The organism is Thalassotalea sp. LPB0316 (assembly GCF_014898095.1).
In the GTDB taxonomy this organism is placed as follows: domain Bacteria; phylum Pseudomonadota; class Gammaproteobacteria; order Enterobacterales; family Alteromonadaceae; genus Thalassotalea_G.
In genome coordinates this window covers 3,403,757-3,422,243 of sequence record NZ_CP062946.1, presented here as the reverse complement: position 1 = coordinate 3,422,243, position 18,487 = coordinate 3,403,757, and the positions used below count along the sequence as shown (strand labels likewise).

Here is an 18,487-nt window from a genome sequence, read left to right as displayed (position 1 = left end):
CAGCTTTTAAATCAGTGGTTTATGCTAGTTTTGTGAGTTGATTTAATCTTAGTTAATAAAAGCGAGTATTGCAAATGCAGTACTCGCTTTTTTTTGAGCGTTACTTTAATTAAATCAGATTGAATTTAGTTCAGCTTTTTAGTTGCTTTATTAAACAAAGATCAGCCCTTTACCTAAGCTTTGCGAAAAAACAAATCTAAGAATACAAAACTCAAGCCGTCTTGGATAATTGAGTTAAGTCTTGCTGAGCTAATTTTAATCTTAACTTTGCTGCTTGATTGTAAGGCTCAAGCTCTATTACTAGCTGATAAAGTTCAATGATTTGCTGCAATAACTGCTGCTTTTCTTCAACTGATATATCACCGTGCTCTACCTGCCATTTTAAACTCGCTGCGGTTACCATGTTTTGCCAGCTTGTTTCTGCCTGATGATCTGCTATCAATTCCCTAGCTTCTTTGCCTTTCTTTTCTTGCAATAACACATAGGCGAGCGAAAAATCAAAGTGTGCAGTATCTATACCTTGCTTATTTGCTGTTTCAATTAATTTGCTGATGGGTTCTACTTCCTTGGACGTAATAGCCATCATTCGGCTAATTTCACCAAGTGCATCGGCCGTGGGTAATTCTACTCTGGTGCTTTTGACTTCTTTAAAGCCTCCTCGAAATTTCCCAGTAATATATTTATAGTTGTCATTCTTAAGGTATTGTATATAACGCTCATTAAAGGCATTGATATTCATACCAAAGTTAGTTTCAAAGGCTCCAATAGGGTGCTTTCCATTGTTAAGAGCCATTAGATACCCGTTTAACTGTGCACTTTGTTTCTTTTCAAGGGAGATGTAATGAGTAAGTAGCCAACCACTTGCATATAAAGCGGATAGATATTCATCTGAAACGTCTGAATGCCTAGTAGTGATCAACAGTGGAGCGACAGGTAAAATACGACCTTTTGCCAATGAATACTCTCTGCTTATCGGCATTTTGCCGTAAATAAAGTTGTCATCATCACCAAAGGTAAGCGTAGAAAATAACTCAGCGATCCCTTCGGAATACCAATATGGGTGGTACACTCCCTGCGACTGATTAACTAGCAAATAGTGCATGTATTCGTGAAAAAGGAACTCTCGAGCTAAGGTTAACTTTTTAACTTGCCGATAAGAACCAGCCCCCATATTGATAAAGGCAAATTGACCATATTCATTGGTGTAATACATACCAGCGGTACTAAATGCTCGGTCATAGCCTAATAAGTTTGCATAAGATTCAACCGATTCAGCTACGTATATGGTTAACGGGCTATTTGTCTTGTTTACCCCTCGTAGCAAACTGCCCCCAGGAAGTGTCGCCGCACCATAGTATGAGGTAGTAAATTGCCGAAACCTTTCTAAATCCTTAATCAGTATTTCACTTCTATTGCTATTATCGTCAGTAATGATTCTGAAATTTTCAGACTTTATCTCGTACCATGAGCTATCGACAATCTGCTCTTGCTGTGATTTACAACTTGAAAGTAATACTAATAGAGGTAAAAGGAGTAAGTACTTCATAACAACTTCCATGTTTAATAAATAAAAAAAGTTAAGTTAATTAACTAGTTGACTATTCTTACTATTTCATAGCTCGTAACCAAGTACAAGTTTTAATCGATCGGTAGAATTCGAATGGTTTAATCGAGATGGCAGTGCGAATGTTCTTGGCAGCAGCTGTGAAGGTAGAGACCCAATGAATGATTGACGCGGTAATTTCTAAAGGTGGAGCGTACCGTTTGCTATGCCAACGGCAAGTTATAACATAGCAATTTCATCATGCTTACCGCCGAGCCATAAGGCTCTGGTGGTAATGCCTAGAGAGTATGAATATTAGAGCGCTTTTTCTACATAGTGCCCGTCAATATATTTGGCAAAGCGGCCATGTACATGCTTGTGAACTGGCTCACTCGAATCCCACGGCCAGCCGCCAAACAGTGTTCTTCGATAATCTTCAAAAGCTTGCTGTATTTCGGCTGCAGAATTCATCACAAACGGACCGTGTTGCACTACAGGCTCGTTGATAGGGCGTCCCTGTAACATCAACAACTGCGCTGGTGTTTCATCAGCCAATATAGTTATAGCTTGGTCTGATTGTAATTTTGCGCCGTGATTCAATGGCAATACTTCATCGCCGAGGGTTACCGAGTGACCGCTAAACAAATAAAGTACACGGCTTAAACCAGCAGAGGCAGCGGGAAGCTGTATTGAGCCACCTTGTGGTATTTTGATGTGCCATACCGCTACTTCGTTAGAAGCCTCGGCCGCCCAAGAGTTTGGTGGTGGTGATGGCGGTCTTTGCCCTGCAAATTCACCGGCAACCACCTTAACGGTAGCGCTTTTGTCACCGTCATTAACTTCAACAATTGGTGTTTCCTCTCGCCATAACATTTTGAAGTCTGGTGACACCATTTTGCTAGCAGCGGGTAGGTTAAGCCATATCTGAAATAACTCTAACGGGTTGGTGGAATCAGTATTAACTAGCGGAAACATTTCTGAATGCTGAATACCTTTTCCTGCTGTCATCCATTGCGTATCGCCACCACCATAACGCCCAGCAGCGCCGAGCGAGTCGGCATGGTCAACTAATCCTTCATTGACCAATGTTATTGTTTCAAATCCTCTGTGTGGATGGCCTGGAAAGCCAGGGACTTTTGCGCCGTGGTACATATTCCAACCGTCTTTCCACGCAAAATCCTGCCCGATATTTCTACCAGCTAAAGATGCATCTGGGCCGAAGTTGCCGTTGCCTTTAGGGAATTTGTCATTGTGGAACACGCAAAAAAGGAAAGGGTCGAAGGTTTGCCAAGGAAAACCGAGTTTAAAGGTTTCTATTACTGCGCTCATTAATGACTCCGTTAGAAATATAAACAAGGATAATATACGCGATGCTCGGTATTTCGATCAAAATGAGTTATACCTAGTTTAAAGTAGTGCTTGTTGCTATAAACCTAAACTTCTTTAACCTTATTCAAACTCACCTCAATCGTTTGATTATTTACACTAAACCACGCTTGACCATCTTGAATGGTGACTTGGATCTGCATTTGGCGCTCTACTAAGTCAGCTAGTTGTTCGATGGTAGTCTCACTGACGGTGGTAATCGTAAGGTTTTTACGCATATTTAGGGCGTTTTGCTCTTTCTTCCACCATTCGTCAAAGGCGTTGTTGTCGTAGCTGTAGACCATCATTTGCACGGCTTGGTTACAGCCTTTTTTAATGCGTTGTTCTGACGGTTGGCCTAACTCTATCCATAGCTCAATCTCACCACTGTAGTTTTTTTGCCATAAATCGGGCGTATCAACATCGCTCAAGCCTTTGGTGAATTCAAGTTGTTCATGTGCGTTGAATGCAAACGCAATGATTCTTAGCATCATGCGTTTGTCGCTTTCCGAAGGGTGCCTTGCAATGGTTAGCGCGTGATCAGCGTAATAATGTTTATCCATATCTGAAATGGATAAGTCGACTTTGAAGATGGTTGCTTTTAACGCCATGGAAATGATTCTTAGAAAATGATGGCGGCATTATAACAGCAATCAAATGGATTACGGCCTATAAAAATGGAATAAAACTAGCCCTTTAATCGCTACGCTTGCTTTTGTTTTGATACTTTTACTCTTGGTATTCAATAGTTTTTAGTTAGGAGGAGATAAAGCTTTCCGAATAATCTTGCTGTACTTTACACTAAAATGAAATATTAGAATAACGTATAGCAATAGAGCAATGTCGATTAAAGCTGTATTATCAGCAATAACTGCAAATACGGTCATCGTGAAGTAAAAAATGATGCCCATAAGTGTTGGTATATACCATTTTACTTTTGAGTTACTGGCTCCCCAAAATATAAAAAAGAGTAACATCCAGTATGCAGAAAAGTTATGGCTAAATAAGCTGGTCTTTACAACCTCGATGTTCTCTATGCTTGATGTATTAGCCTGCTCGCTAAAAAGGCTACTAATATAAGCTTCTGGAGTTATTCCTGATAGATTTAACAAATACAGTACAAAGCACCCCGTTGCACATACTCCATATTTACTAATCAATCCTATTTGCTTGTTGTGTATATCGCGTTGGAAGTTGATCGCGCACCAAATCAAACAAATAAATAGCAGAGGCTCAAACCAGTTTATAGTTGTGAACCCAAAGAAAATGTAACCATTATCAAAATCAAAAGATAAATTCAGCTCAAAATACTTGAGCGCCAACGATAAACAGATAACACATACGTAACTTAATATAAGGCTTATTCGCTTTGAATATTCATTGTGTAAAGTACAGTAAATCGCAATAAATAAAGGTAATAGGTATGTAAGCGAAATAAATGGTGCAAGGTAAAAATCATCTGTGAAAAAGTAACCAATTGACAGAACTAGCGATGCAAGTGGAATTAGTGTAACTGTCACAAAGTAATGGTTGGTTAGACGTTCTCTTATTCTGGAAAAAGAAGGGCTAGCTAATATCCACTGATTTAAGCCAATAAGTAACAGCAGGGTAGCCAAAGTCTCTCCTAGATAAAATTGAACGTCATAAAAATCATATTGAAATAGAAATACTGGTGATGACACTAAAAAAGGTTTGTTTAAATTGGCTTGATATTTTACTGAAACGTATAAAGTTAAGACTAACAGCAGACAAGAAAGCTGCATATAAAAGCCTTCTTTAACCTCCCAGGAGCTACAAAGCACAATAGTACAAATGGTAAATAAAATTTGTTTCCACCATGTAAATTTCGCCCTTTCTTCATCACCATTACTAACTGCCTCAGTGCTTGTTATAGTTTTGATTTTTTCCTTTGGTGGTAGTTCATTATTACCTGACGAACTTGGTTTTATTATTTGATTCCATTTTAAAATTAAGTCAACAGCCTCCAAATCTCCATTTAACAAATCAGTTAGTAAATTGTCTTTTGTACGCTGTTCCGTGGATAGATCATCAACTGCAAGACCAATGATAGAGTATGCTTCTTGAAACATCTCTTTGCCTATTCGCTTATCATGTTTTAGTGAAAACAGTAATTTTTCTAGGGCTTTTTCCCTTTCCTTTCTTGGCTGTTTGCCACTTTTAGCAATAGTTAAATCTCCCTTTATATCTATGCCACTACATGTAGGTTCTTGAGAGCTTTCATTTGTTACTTGCTGATATGCATAACTATAAAGCTCGTTTATAGTTATAAATCCATCGCCATTTAAGTCTGGCTCACCGGTTTTAAGCCCTTGAATTAAGTACTTTGTAAACAAGCTATAATCGTCTGTTTCTTTTTCTATCGCAACTTGTAAACCTGTAGAGGCAGTGAGTAGTACTGTTCCGCTTCCCCTATTCACATTCTGAATTTGATCCTCTATTGTCCCTTTTGTTATAACGTCACCGACAGCACCACTGTAACAACAATCTAAAATTACAATAACTTTTCTGCAGTTAGAGTCTTTGATTAACCTATAAATAAGTGCCAATTCAATGGCTGTTGTTTCCAATAAGTGAGTATTCGTATTTGTTGTCGTTAGATAAAGGTTTCCGGTTATACTTATTTTTCCGTGTCCAGAAAAATAAATAACTAAAGTGTCTTCATTGCCTAATTGGTTTAATTTAGATTGAATTTGAATGATGATTTCATGTGAACTTTTGTTAATAAAAGTATTGATTTCATCAAATTCACCAATATTTTTATCTTTAAATACTTTTACTAAACCTGTGACATCTGATTCTGGGCAACGTAAGTTGTGTAAAGAATTATCTTCATATATTGATGAACCAATGAGAATGGCTGTTTTGGTCATGACTTTAACTCTTGTTTTAAAGCCATTGATTGAATTGTTTCGATTAATTCCTTCGAGTCACAAACATTGACGTTTTCAGCAGTGAAATTTATTGAGCTACCGTCTTTATTCTTCAATTCAATAGATAAAGTGTTATTTCGAGATATATATGCTCTAATTACTTCAAGCAGGGCCACTGCGCTACCACCCCCTAAAAAAGTTAGTGCTAGTTGACCTATCGTAACAGGATCTCCTTTAGTCGTAATGGGATCGCCTTTAGAAGATCGTTTTACTTGTGATTGAGGTAAAGACGCTGTCAAATCTTGATAGCTATTTATATCGCTAAGCATAGTAAGAGACAGGTTGTGTAACTGCTTTGAGTTTATGGATTTACTATTTATGTACAAATCCATGTATATACCCTCCGAGAGTTCCAATATTTACCAATGAAGGATAATGCAGCATTCCTTGCTTTGGAGTTTTTTGTGAATTTAATAATAGACCATTCGTGAAAATTGATAAAAAAATATATTAGAATTTGAATAATTATTGATTTATTAGTTTTGTAATTTAATACTTGAATAGCTAAAACACCGAGTGTTTGCGAATCAAGTTGTGGTAAATGTGATGTAAGCTATCAAGTTGCGCTCTTGGCACTGATTGATTGCTTAGCAGTTGTTGAATGTTTTGGTCTAGCTCAAATAACAACTCGCGAATGTGGGTGTCGGGCACCATACTTTGCATCCAAGTAATGGCGGCAAGGCGCACGCCTGAAGTAACCGGTGTGACTTTGTGCAGACTGCTTGATGGATAGATCACCGCATCACCAGCTTTGGGTTTGACTTTTTGTTCACCAAATTCGGTTTGGATGATCAGCTCGCCGCCCTCGTATTCATCAGGCGAAGATAAAAACAAGGTCATCGACATATCTGAACGCAAAATATCTGTTGAATTGGGCAATCGCATTACCGCCGCATCTACGTGCAAGCCATAGGTTTCACCTTCGCAATAACGGTTAAAACACGGTGGAAAAATTTTGTGGGGTAGCACAGCCGAAACGAGCTTGGCACACTCGCCATATTTTGCCAGAAGTGAGTTGGCAAGCTGCTGTACGGTTTCATTATTGGCATCGGCTTGGCCATTGCTTTTTACGTCAGCAGCCATGCCCATTGCCGTGCCTTTACCATCGAGCCATGGCACTTGATCGAGGTGCTGGCGCAATAGGTTTACTTCTTCGTGGCTTAGTAGTTGCTCGATCAAGACCATGTTATTTCTCCTAGAATTGGTAAGTGACAGTTGCACGTAATGACTGGCGATCGCCAATATACATGAACTTAGGTGCGCGGTATGTCGAGGTGTAGTATTCCTCGTCAAAAACATTACCTAAATTAACGCGAGCTGTTACATCGTCGCTAAAGTTATAGGTGGCAAATAAGTTGTATACGCGATACGCCGGAACGTCAGGGCCATTTGAACCTGTATCAGGTTGGCCGCCTGTCATACCACTTTTGTAGGTAAAATCACCACCGAAAGCAAAGTCTTCTGTTAATTGATAACGCGCTTGAGCGTAAAAGCTATCGTCAGCAAATAATGCTAGCGGTAAGCCAATGCTATCTGGATTTGATTCCGACTTTAGGATTTCTGAATCCATGGTTGCAGCACTAACTTGAATACTTAGCTTTTCGGTTAGTTGACCATTCATCGCCACTTCAATACCAGTAACTTCGTGCTTGCCGGTATTTAGCGCACCTGTTACGTCATAGCCGCGGCCAGCACCTTCCATAATGTCGTCTTTGGTTAATTGGAAAGCGGCAATTTGAACAAATAGCTTTTCATCGTTAAGCGACATCTTAGTACCAATCTCGATATTGGTGACTGTTTCCGGTTCCGCGTTAGCACTGCCTTCTGAATCAGTACAAACGCCGCCATATCCACAGTTACCACCAACATCAGATTCACCACCATTGATGTTTGTTGCCGTACCGTATGACGCGTATAGGTTGATATCGTCAACCACTTCATAAACAACACCAAAGTGACCGTTGGTTAAGGTGTCTGAGAACTCATAAAGCGCTTCGCCATCTCTTCCGTTGGTTAGGTTGCTGTAATCGTATGAATCTAAACGAAGGCCTGCAAAGATCATTAAGTCATCGTTTAACTGAATTGTATCCATGATTGAGATCGCGGCAACTTCATAATTGTAGTCATTTTTCAGGGCGCCTTTAACAATGTTAGAGCGATCAAGTGCGCTATTTAGTCCATCTGCGGCATTGCCATTGCTATCTAAACCACAAAAACCTTCGGCTACACCGCGGCGAGTGTTTGTCCAGCAGTTGCTTGTTACAAAGTCGCGGATATTGTCGTAGCTGTAGTTCTTGACTGAGTAATCGGCGTATTCAGCACTGAAAAGTAACTTGTGCTCAATTGAGCCATGAGATAACTCAGCAAACAAGTTAAATTGTGTTGCTACGTGTTCAACTTCCTGTGCGTTTGAATGACTGCCTAGGGCAAAGGTATCAAAGCCATTTTCTTGGTTGGTCGCATCAGCTTCATTTGCGTAACCCGATGTACCGCCGGCGCTAGTGGCTACATAGCCGTTTTCTGTTTCACCGTAACGGGTGATATTGTATAACTTCCACGTATCATTTAACTGATGTTCAAAACGAAGCGTTGTTGACCAAGCTTCTGAATCCATGAAGTCGCCATTTTGGGCGTACACTGGAATATCTTCGATAATTTTATCGTTAACGACCGTCGTGCCTAAATCAGGCACATCTTCAGCGTTTAAGTAGTAAACATCAGCCCAAACTTTGGTTTTGTTGCCATCGTCATATAAACCAGAAATTAACGCACCTTCACGGCTGCGCTCTGCGCCCGGGCGCTTTGGCGCATCTTCATTGGCTTTCATTAAGTTAATACGAGTGGCAAAGTCTTCGTTTATTGGCTTATTAACGTCAACCGATACGCGGTAGTAGTCATCGCTACCAATACCGCCATCTACTCGACCAAAATCATAACCTAACGATGCTTTTTTAGTGATTGAGTTGATCGCACCACCTGATGAGCCTCGGCCAGCAAACGTAGCACTTGGCCCTTTAGTGATTTCAATTTGTTCAACTGAAAAGCTTTCACGGGTGGTCATGCCCGGATCGCGCAAGCCATCAACGAATACGTCTGAACGCGCTTCATGGCCGCGAATAATATAACGATCGCCAAAGGCATTACCGTTTTCACCTGTGCCAAGCGTAACGCCTGCTTGGGTTGAGAGGATTTCTTTGAGATCTGAGCGACCAGATTCTTCTATTTGGTCTTTGGTTAATACCGTAATCGTAGCAGGTGTATCCACGAGTTCTGCTAATCGGCGAATATCACCTGATTGTTTTACGCTATAGAGTGAGTTGCGAGCACCGTGGATTTCAATTAATTCAAGCTCTTTGTCTTTCGCTTTATTGTTGTTATCGGCTGTCTCATTAGCAAACACTGAGGTTGAGCCGATAGATAATGCACCTAATAAAGCTGTTGAGCCTAATAGCACTTTTTTTGACACTGTTTTTTCCCTTTGTCATGTTGTTGTTAAAATCGTGTGAATGATACAGTCATGTAAATCGAAGTGCAAATGATAATTATTATCATTTATTTTTTTTAGGGGAGGAGGTTGCTAGGGATTAGATGCAAACAATATTTTTGTAAAGTTAATGGAGCTATCAATTAGTTTTCTTTGAATTAACTGAAATTTCTACCTGATTTAGCAGTAGTTTGTTTTGGTGGCCTAAGTTGATGAGCCTTGAAATATTTACATTTTGGTCAATTTCGCATACTCTTGAGCGAGATTTATTGAGAGTGAATGATGAGCAAACCCATTTCAACCGTTGTTTTAGCGCTATTTATGCTTCTTGCCTTTGTTGGGCAAGGCTTGGCTAATGCCGCAATGACGTGTGAAATGTCGGGTAACACGCATTCATCTCATCAAAAAGCACCTCAACAATCAGCTCAATCAGCAAAGGTTGATCACGCTAATACGGATCACGCCATGATGATGCACCATCAAACAATGGCTGATAAAACATTAGCCGGAAAAGCAATGGAGCACAGTATGGCGCCAACTCACGGCGATTGTTGTGGTGATGATTGCCCATGCCCAACCAATGCTTGCACAGGTGTTTCATTACTCAATTCTGTTGATAAAGCAGGATCTCTTGCCTTAGCAAGTGAGTTGATTGTTAGCTCGAAAACTCAACACACTAACTTCGTTATTTCTGCTCTATTTCGCCCACCGATCATTGCTTAAACAGGATCAGTGTGTCTTTTTTGCGCTGATTTCTTTGTATATATACCGTTAATTACACTTTTAAACCAATACAACTTATTGATTATCTAGATTATTCTAGTGGCGAAAGACAATGAAAATACTATTTAAACTAGCCATGGTACTCCTGTATCTACCAATGCTGGCTCATAGCGAAACAACACCTGAAATTGCTAATGAATTACAATTATTTGTTCATAAAACACCAACATGTGGTTGCTGTAAAAAGTGGCTCCACCATCTAGAACAGCAGGGTATTACTGCCACTGGTGTTGATCATCAAGATCTCGGTACGATTAAGCAACAATATGGTGTATTACCCCAATATCGCTCGTGCCATACCGCAGTTAGCCAACAAGGCTTTTTCTTTGAAGGGCATGTACCGGCAAAATTTATTCGCCATTTTTTAACATCGCCATTACCTGATGCTATTGGTTTATCTGTGCCAGCCATGCCTGTAGGTTCACCAGGCATGGAAGTGGGCGATAACTTTATGCCTTATCGAGTATTGGTTTTGTTTAGTGACGGTAGTAGTCGAGTGTTTGCTCGGGTCAATAATTATCAGGAGCAATTCTAATGAAAATGCATCAGTTACGTTTATCAAGCATAACACTGAGTTTATTTTTGGGCTTATCAGCAATTACAACCCAAGCTCAGCAGGTTATTTCACTGGATCAAGCGATTGCTTTAGCTCATCAAAACGACCCGTGGTTACAGGGGAATGAGTTACAACAACAAGCGATAGAGTATCGCAGTATTGCTAGCAATACGTTACCCGATCCAACCGTGTCACTATCGATCGCGAATTTGCCAACCGATGCGTGGAATTTGGAGCAAGAGGGCATGACTCAACTCAAAGTTGGTGTTGCTCAAATGTTTCCACGTGGCGATAGTTTAACTATTAAAGCCAACCAACTTAAAATCGAAGCGTCAAAATATCCGTTATTACGCGCTGAACGCAAAGCCAAGTTGACCACCATAGTTTCTGAATTGTGGTTAGAAGCCTATCTGGCACAACAAACTGTCCGCCTAATTGAAGCCGATTGGTCTTTGTTTGAGCAAATGGCTGAAGTGGCAAAAGTCAGCTACGCCAATGCTGTGGGTAAAACCCGACAACAAGATGTTATTCGCGCGCAACTGGAGATTGTCCAATTAGAAGATAGACTCACCGCGCAAAAGCAAAAGCTTGAAACCTCGGTGGCTCGGTTAAATGAGTGGTTACACGTTGTTGACATCTCAGCTATTGGCCAAGGTAATCAATTTGAGAGTCAATTTGCCTATTTTGACGAGAGCACGCAGCCGTTTCGTGTGAGTGAAAAGTTGCCTCAACTAGCATTAGCTAAAACCAACTTATTGAAAAATTCACAATATTCGCGCTCACAGCTAGCACAAGAATTGATGGACCACCCAGCATTGGCGGTTATCGATATCAAGCAACAAGTGTTTGAAAAAAATATTGATCTTGCCGAGCAGCAATACAAGCCTCAATGGGGGGTAAATGCCAGTTATGGTTATCGCGATGATACGCCATCGGGTGACAGTCGCGCCGATTTGTTTTCAGTAGGTGTGTCCTTTGATTTACCCTTATTTACTGAAAACAAACAAGATAAACAAGTCGCGGCGTCGGTTGCTGAAGCGCAAGCGATAAAAACTGAAAAGTTATTACTGACTAAACAAATGATCAGCGCCGTTGAAAAAGAAGTTCGTCAGTTGCAACGGTTATCGCAGCGCCAAGCGATATATCAACAACAATTGTTAACCCAAACCGAAGAGCAAGCAGAAGCCTCGTTAACCGCTTATACCAACGATGATGGCGACTTTGCTGAAGTTGTCCGATCGCGAATTGCTCAGTTAAATGCGCGTATTTCAGCGCTGCAAATCGATGTTGAAGCATTAAAAGCCGTTGCTCGAGTGAATTACTTTTTTAGCCAAGCTTCAAATCAAAACACATACCAAAACCCATACCAAAACAAGGGCCTACAAGATACGCCGCGACTTAATGTTAAGTCGGTGGGAGAATAAAAATGTCAAACAACAATAATCTTATGATCAAATTAGTCGGCGCAGCCATTGTTGGTGCTGTGATTGGTGCAAGTGCCATTAACTTATTAAGCCCTAACGACCAACAAGGGGCAGGCGAGCAGGCAAATAATGAGAAAAAGCCCTTGTATTGGGTTGCGCCAATGGACTCAAATTATCGCCGCGATAAACCGGGTAAATCGCCGATGGGCATGGATTTAATTCCTGTTTATGAAGAATCGAATTCAGCTGACGAACATGGCCCCGGTACGGTAAGAATTGCCCCTCATGTTATCAATAACTTAGGTGTTCGGACGGCGCAGGTTGAGCGAAAAACCTTAGATTCTGATATTGCCACCGTGGGTTATGTTCAGTACGACCAAGATCAATTAGTCCACATTCATCCGCGCGTTGATGGCTGGATAGAAAAGCTGTATGTCAAAGCTGAAGGCAATCCGGTTGAGCAAGGTCAGCCATTGTATACGCTATATTCACCGCAATTAGTTAACGCGCAAGAAGAGTTTTTAATTGCCGTTAAGCGCAATAACAAGTCGCTGATCAACGCTGCTAAAGCGCGGTTAACTGCACTGCAACTTACCCCTGATTTTATCAACGAATTAGCCAAGACAGGTAAGGTAAAGCAAAACATCACCTTTTACTCACCGCAATCCGGTGTCGTTGATGGCTTAAAAATTCGCGAGGGTTTTTATGTTAAGCCAGGCAACACCTTATTTAGCATCAGCAAATTGGATCAGGTGTGGGTTGAAGCCGAGGTTTTCGAGCGCGATGCGCCAATGATCAGCCAAGGCTTAGCGGTAGCTATGACGTTAGATTACTTACCGGGCAAAACATGGCAAGGGCTAGTCGATTACGTTTATCCTACACTTAACGATAAAAACCGCAGTGTACGAGTACGCTTAAAATTCGACAATCCTGATCATCAACTCAAGCCGAATATGTACGCGCAAATCAATATTAAAGCGCAAACCAGTGCCGATGTTTTAGTCGTACCAAAAGAAGCGGTAATTCGCACAGGTAAGCAAGATCGCGTGGTCTTAGCCTTAGGTGATGGACAGTTTAAATCGATTGCCGTTGATATTGGCCGAGTAGATCACGATGACATTGAAATTTTATCTGGTCTAACGCAAGACGATATCGTCGTCACCTCTGCCCAGTTTTTAATTGATTCAGAATCGAGTAAAAATTCAGACTTTAAACGCATGAGTCATGACGAAAAGCCAGTATCAGTATGGATGGAAGGTGAAATCAACTCAGTGATGGTTGATCATCGCATGGCAAATATAACACATGGGCCGTCGCAAGCATGGGATTGGCCAGCAATGACGATGGACTTTATGATTGGTCAAAGTGTTGATATTAATGCCTTGAAAGCTGGCCAAACTTTGCACTTTGAAGTCACGCAAACTAATGAGGGCGGCTATGAAGTAACCGGCATTCATATTATGTCGGAGCCAGAGGACAATAGCGATAGTGCCCCGTCAGCGACAGTAAATGGTGTGATTAATGCCATTGATTTAGAAAAACGGGTGATTAATATTTCACGTGACGCGATTGAAAAATGGGATCGCCCTGCGGCCACTATGGACTTTATGGTTAGCGATAATATTGTCTTAGATGAGTTTTCGATTGGCCAAAAAATCAATTTTACCTTTGAAATTCGCGATGACTTCGTTGTTGTCGAGATCAGCGCTATGACTGACATGGATCATAGTCAACACATCAACCATTAGGCGAGAAAACCATGATAGAACGTATTATTCATTGGTCGGTCTTTAATCGCTTTTTTGTTTTGTTGACCACCTTTATTTTAGTTGGCGCGGGTATTTTCGCGTTTAAAAACACGCCTGTTGATGCGATCCCTGATTTATCTGACGTTCAGGTGATCATTAAAACATCATATCCTGGCCAAGCGCCGCAAGTGGTTGAGGATCAGGTCACTTATCCATTAACAACCGCGATGCTATCGGTACCGGGTGCGCAAACGGTGCGTGGTTATTCGTTTTTCGGCGACTCCTATGTTTACATTATTTTTGATGATGACACCGATCTCTACTGGGCGCGTTCACGGGTACTTGAATACCTTTCACAGGTTGCACCAAGCTTACCTGATTCGGCTAAGCCGCAACTTGGCCCTGATGCCACAGGGGTAGGCTGGGTTTATCTTTATGCCCTCGTCGATAAAAGCGGTAAGCACGATATTAGTGAGCTGCGCAGTATTCAAGATTGGTTTTTAAAATATGAATTACAAACCGTTGCTGGTGTTTCTGAAGTTGCAGCGATTGGCGGCATGGTCAAACAGTACCAAGTGGTGGTTAATCCCGATAAATTAAGTGCTTATGATATTCCACTGAGTTTAATTCAAACGGCAATTAAACAAGGCAATCAAGAAGTGGGCGCCTCGGTTGTCGAAATGGCGGAAGCGGAATACATGGTCACCGCCTCCGGTTATATTCAGTCGATTGAAGATTTAGAGGCGATTCCGCTGGGTTTAAATATCAATGGTACGCCACTGCTTTTAGGTGAAGTGGCTGATATTACCTTAGGGCCGCAAATGCGCCGTGGTATTGCTGAGCTTAACGGCGAAGGTGAAACTGTGGGCGGTGTGGTGGTGATGCGCTTTGGCGAAAACGCTCAAAAAACCATTGAAGGTGTTAAAGCGAAATTAAAAGCACTGCAAAACGGTTTACCCGATGGTGTTGAAATCGTCACCGTTTACGATCGCTCAGGGCTTATTGAACGTGCGGTTGATAACCTTTGGTCAAAACTGATGGAAGAATTAGCCGTTGTTGCATTGGTTTGTATGGTCTTTCTCTTTCATGTACGCTCGTCCATTGTTGCTATTGTCAGCTTGCCGTTGGGGATTTTGGTGTCGTTTATCATCATGTATTTCCAAGGGATAAATGCCAACATTATGTCGTTAGGCGGTATTGCCATCGCGATTGGCGCAATGACGGATGGCGCGATAGTAATGATCGAAAATATGCACAAGCATATGGAAAAAACGCCATTAACCGAAGAAAACCGCTGGCAAATCGTCGCCAAGGCGGCTAGTGAAGTAGGTCCTGCGCTATTTTTTAGTTTGCTCATCATTACTGTGAGTTTTTTACCGGTGTTTATTCTGGAAGCACAAGAAGGGCGAATGTTTGCGCCGCTTGCCTATACCAAAACTTACGCGATGGCAGCTTCTGCAGGTTTAGCGATTACTTTGATCCCCGTGCTTATGGGCTACTTTATTCGCGGCAAGGTCATTTCTGAGCATAAAAATCCGATTAACCGCGGTTTAATTGCCGCATACAAGCCATTGTTAAGCCTAGTGTTAGCCTACCCAAAAACGACAATTATCGCGGCACTAGCTGTGACTTGGGTCGGTTTTTCACCGCTGGATAAAATTGGCAGTGAATTTATTCCGCCACTTGATGAAGGCGACTTAATGTATATGCCAACCACCTATCCGGGGATATCGATTGGTAAAGCACGTGAGTTGTTACAACAAACCGATAAGCTCATTCGCACCGTACCTGAGGTGGAATCTGTGTTCGGTAAAGTAGGGCGGGCGGAAACAGCGACCGATCCTGCGCCGCTCACGATGATTGAAACCTTTATTCAGTTAAAGCCGCAAAGCCAGTGGCGAGAAGGGGTGACTACCGAAAGCTTAAAGCAAGAATTTGATAAATTGGTACAATTTCCCGGCCTAACGAATGCTTGGGTAATGCCGATAAAAACGCGTATCGATATGCTGGCAACAGGTATTAAAACGCCGGTGGGCGTCAAGGTTGCTGGTAGCGATTTAGCGGTCATTCAAGCCATTGGTCAGCAGCTTGAGCAAGTCTTGAAAGATTACCCCGGTACCGCCTCTGTTTATTCTGAGCGGGTTGCCGGTGGCCGCTATATTAAAGTGGATATCGATCGCATCAAAGCCGCGCGTTTTGGCTTGAATATCGCCGATGTTCAGCAAGTGGTTGCAACGGCCATTGGCGGGATGAATGTAGCGCAAACCGTTGAAGGGTTAGAGCGTTATCCGGTTAATTTACGTTATCCGCAAGATTATCGAGACTCACCTGAGCAACTGCAAAAACTGCCGATTGTCACGCCAAAAGGCCAACGTATCGCACTGGCCGATGTCGCCAATGTTTATGTGGAAGAGGGGCCGCCGGGGATCAAGAGTGAAAATGCTCGGATTAACGGGTGGACGTTTATTGATATTGATGGTGTTGATATTGGCAGTTATGTCGAAGGCGCTAAAGCCAAAGTTGCTAACGAGATTGATTTGCCCGCCGGTTATTCAATTAGTTGGGCTGGCCAATATGAATATATGGCGCGGGCACAAGAAAAGCTAAGTTATGTCTTGCCGTTAACGTTAGCGATTATCATTGTTTTACTTTATCTCAACTTTAGAAGTTTAGCAGAAGTCGCGATCATTATGGGCACTTTGCCGTTAGCGATGATCGGTGGTATTTGGCTGATGTATCTAGAGGGCTTTAACTTTTCTGTCGCAGTAGGCGTTGGCTTTATTGCACTTGCTGGGGTTGCGGTGGAAATCGGCGTGATCATGCTCGTGTATTTAAATCAGGCATACAAAGAAGCCGTTGAATCAGCAAAAGCGCAAGGGCGAACATTTGATCGTAACGCGCTAGTTGATGCGATCATGCAAGGCGCTGGTATGCGAGTACGCCCCGTGATGATGACGGTAGCGACCATTATTATCGGTTTGATGCCAATTTTATACGGTACGGGTACTGGCTCTGAAGTCATGAGCCGGATCGCCGCGCCTATGGTTGGCGGTATGGCCAGTGCCGTGATTTTAACCTTGTTAGTGCTGCCTGCGGTGTATTTGTTATGGAAGTCACGCACTATCGATAACAGACGAAAAAATAAATTTAACTTGTTGAAAACTAGTCGAAAGTATCACAAATGGTTAATGGCATTTATTGGCGTTCAGTTTGTTATTTGGTCTGTGACCGGCGCTTATATGGTGTTTTTTAATATTCACTATATTCACGGCGATAGTTTAGTTCACAATCATCAAACCAAGCTATCTGCTGACCAAGTGAATATATCAACAACAACCTTGCGCCAACGCTATGGGCAATTTGATGAGTTGTCGTTGGCGATGATGCTTGATAAACCCGTATATCGCTTTAGCCTTGAGGGCGAGCAATACTTAGTGGATGCTAATTCTGGCGAGTTACTTTCACCGCTTGATGAGCAAACCGCCAAACGCATTGCAAGGCATGAATATACTGGCGATGGTGAGATTATTTCAGCGCGTTTAATTACAGATAATCCGCCGTTTGAATTAAGCCCTCGCCGCGTACCAGCATGGCGTGTCGATTTTGATAATTTTGGTGCACCAGCACTTTATATCTCCTCATTAACGGGTGAAGTCGTCACCAAACGACATGAGTGGTGGCGACTATTTGATTGGATGTTTAGGTTTCATGTGATGGATTATCAAGCCAGTGAAATAGACAATCAATTACTGTTTTGGTTTGCCTTATTTGGCCTGTTAGCAGCTATTACCGGCGCAGTGTTAAGTTACGATCGGGTGGTAAAACCGGAATTTAAAACACTTGCTAAAAAGCTGCGAGGAATGAGCTAATGGGTTTAGTCAAAAAAATTCACAAGTGGGCGTCTGTTATTGTTGGTTTGCAATTGCTTATTTGGCTAGCGACCGGTTTGTATTTTAATTTAATGGATCATCATAAAGCCGGTGGCCATCAGTATCGCGCTCATCTTCATCAGCCGTTAGTTTTTGATCACAGTCGCTTAGTTGAGCCACAGCAACTACTAGAGAACTCATCAGCGTCGACTTCAATAAAGCTGATTAATTTACTCGGTAAGCCTTATTATTTAATGAATCATGAAAAGGGCTTATATCCGCATTTTAACAATCGCTATAGTTTATATCACGCCTACACGGGTGAGCTGTTTAAGATTGATAGAACAACGGCCATAGCGCTTGCTGAACAATCTTATAATGGTCCTGGTGAGGTAGAGTCGGTTAGCTTTATTGGCGGCAAAAATGAGGATTTACCCAAGCAAAAGAATCCGAGTTGGCAAGTGAGTTTTAATGATGAGGTAAATACGCGAGTTTATGTTGAAGCACAATCTGGCCGAATAACGGGGCACAGCGATGATGACAGCCGCTTTGCCGGTATTTTCTTCATGCTGCATTTTATGGATTATGCCAATGAAGGCTCGTTTAACAACTGGCAAATAATCGCCTTTGGCTTTATCACCTTGTGGTTATCGTTTACCGGTATGATTTGGACGATTAATTTACTGCAAAAGCGCCAATATAAGCTCAAAGAATTAAAGCAACTTTAATTGTCGTTTTCGCGTTAAAGCGATGAAAATTGTTAG

At 41.8% G+C, this 18,487-nt stretch carries 12 protein-coding genes and 1 pseudogene; 6 read left to right on the top strand and 7 right to left on the bottom strand.

All coding sequences use genetic code 11. The annotated features are described in order from the left end of the window. Window positions 1–211: 211 nt before the first annotated feature. The 7 genes from LP316_RS15410 to LP316_RS15380 all read right to left on the bottom strand — a co-directional run bounded on the left by LP316_RS15410 (window position 212) and on the right by LP316_RS15380 (window position 9,325). The gene (locus LP316_RS15410) at window positions 212–1,546 is read right to left on the bottom strand and encodes a hypothetical protein (protein WP_193021994.1); all 1,335 of its coding nucleotides are present in this window, start codon (window positions 1,544–1,546) and stop codon (window positions 212–214) included. A 312-nt stretch (window positions 1,547–1,858) separates the two neighbouring features. Next, window positions 1,859–2,872 carry a pirin family protein gene (locus LP316_RS15405; protein WP_193021993.1) on the bottom strand — a complete coding sequence of 338 codons (1,014 nt, stop codon included), beginning with the start codon at window positions 2,870–2,872 and terminating at the stop codon, window positions 1,859–1,861. Between the two features lie 104 nt (window positions 2,873–2,976). After that, entirely contained in the window at window positions 2,977–3,519 is a 543-nt protein-coding gene (locus LP316_RS15400) for a YaeQ family protein (RefSeq protein WP_193021992.1), read from the bottom strand. A 141-nt stretch (window positions 3,520–3,660) separates the two neighbouring features. After that, entirely contained in the window at window positions 3,661–5,799 is a 2,139-nt protein-coding gene (locus LP316_RS15395; RefSeq protein WP_193021991.1) for a caspase family protein, read from the bottom strand. Then, window positions 5,796–6,191, bottom strand: coding sequence for a hypothetical protein (locus tag LP316_RS15390; RefSeq protein ID WP_193021990.1), 396 nt, complete (start codon window positions 6,189–6,191; stop codon window positions 5,796–5,798). The genes LP316_RS15395 and LP316_RS15390 overlap by 4 nt, the downstream gene beginning before the upstream one ends. A 172-nt stretch (window positions 6,192–6,363) precedes the next feature. Next, the gene (locus LP316_RS15385) at window positions 6,364–7,044 is read right to left on the bottom strand and encodes a Fe2+-dependent dioxygenase (RefSeq protein WP_193021989.1); all 681 of its coding nucleotides are present in this window, start codon (window positions 7,042–7,044) and stop codon (window positions 6,364–6,366) included. Window positions 7,045–7,054: 10 nt separating this feature from the next. Continuing rightward, window positions 7,055–9,325 (bottom strand): TonB-dependent receptor, encoded by a 2,271-nt coding sequence (locus LP316_RS15380; RefSeq protein WP_193021988.1) that lies wholly within the window; start codon window positions 9,323–9,325, stop codon window positions 7,055–7,057. 300 nt (window positions 9,326–9,625) lie between these two features. Between LP316_RS15380 and LP316_RS15375 the strand changes: the two genes are divergently transcribed. The 6 genes and pseudogenes from LP316_RS15375 to LP316_RS15350 all read left to right on the top strand — a co-directional run bounded on the left by LP316_RS15375 (window position 9,626) and on the right by LP316_RS15350 (window position 18,451). Further along, a complete protein-coding gene (locus LP316_RS15375) occupies window positions 9,626–10,066 on the top strand; it encodes a hypothetical protein (RefSeq protein WP_193021987.1) in 441 nt (146 codons plus the stop codon). A gap of 112 nt (window positions 10,067–10,178) precedes the next feature. Next, entirely contained in the window at window positions 10,179–10,661 is a 483-nt protein-coding gene (locus LP316_RS15370; protein WP_193021986.1) for a DUF411 domain-containing protein, read from the top strand. Beyond that, window positions 10,661–12,106 carry a TolC family protein gene (locus LP316_RS15365; protein WP_193021985.1) on the top strand — a complete coding sequence of 482 codons (1,446 nt, stop codon included), beginning with the start codon at window positions 10,661–10,663 and terminating at the stop codon, window positions 12,104–12,106. The genes LP316_RS15370 and LP316_RS15365 overlap by 1 nt, the downstream gene beginning before the upstream one ends. Before the next feature lie 2 nt (window positions 12,107–12,108). Next, window positions 12,109–13,854, top strand: a complete 1,746-nt coding sequence (locus LP316_RS15360; protein ID WP_193021984.1) for an efflux RND transporter periplasmic adaptor subunit — start codon at window positions 12,109–12,111, stop codon at window positions 13,852–13,854. Between the two features lie 11 nt (window positions 13,855–13,865). Further along, window positions 13,866–16,979 (top strand): annotated as a pseudogene (locus LP316_RS15355) (efflux RND transporter permease subunit); the annotation flags it as partial. A 743-nt stretch (window positions 16,980–17,722) separates the two neighbouring features. Then, on the top strand, window positions 17,723–18,451 hold the full coding sequence (locus tag LP316_RS15350) for a PepSY domain-containing protein (RefSeq protein WP_193021982.1): 729 nt from the start codon (window positions 17,723–17,725) through the stop codon (window positions 18,449–18,451). Window positions 18,452–18,487: the final 36 nt, after the last annotated feature.

Excerpts from the sequence above, each read along its gene's own strand:
- LP316_RS15360 (WP_193021984.1), top strand. The coding sequence starts at position 12,109 with ATGTCAAACAACAATAATCTTATGATCAAATTAGTCGGCGCAGCCATT.
- LP316_RS15370 (WP_193021986.1), top strand. The coding sequence starts at position 10,179 with ATGAAAATACTATTTAAACTAGCCATGGTACTCCTGTATCTACCAATG.
- LP316_RS15375 (WP_193021987.1), top strand. The coding sequence starts at position 9,626 with ATGAGCAAACCCATTTCAACCGTTGTTTTAGCGCTATTTATGCTTCTT.
- LP316_RS15410 (WP_193021994.1), bottom strand. The coding sequence starts at position 1,546 with ATGAAGTACTTACTCCTTTTACCTCTATTAGTATTACTTTCAAGTTGT.
- LP316_RS15395 (WP_193021991.1), bottom strand. The coding sequence starts at position 5,799 with ATGACCAAAACAGCCATTCTCATTGGTTCATCAATATATGAAGATAAT.
- LP316_RS15400 (WP_193021992.1), bottom strand. The coding sequence starts at position 3,519 with ATGGCGTTAAAAGCAACCATCTTCAAAGTCGACTTATCCATTTCAGAT.
- LP316_RS15385 (WP_193021989.1), bottom strand. The coding sequence starts at position 7,044 with ATGGTCTTGATCGAGCAACTACTAAGCCACGAAGAAGTAAACCTATTG.
- LP316_RS15365 (WP_193021985.1), top strand. The coding sequence starts at position 10,661 with ATGAAAATGCATCAGTTACGTTTATCAAGCATAACACTGAGTTTATTT.
- LP316_RS15390 (WP_193021990.1), bottom strand. The coding sequence starts at position 6,191 with ATGGATTTGTACATAAATAGTAAATCCATAAACTCAAAGCAGTTACAC.
- LP316_RS15405 (WP_193021993.1), bottom strand. The coding sequence starts at position 2,872 with ATGAGCGCAGTAATAGAAACCTTTAAACTCGGTTTTCCTTGGCAAACC.
- LP316_RS15350 (WP_193021982.1), top strand. The coding sequence starts at position 17,723 with ATGGGTTTAGTCAAAAAAATTCACAAGTGGGCGTCTGTTATTGTTGGT.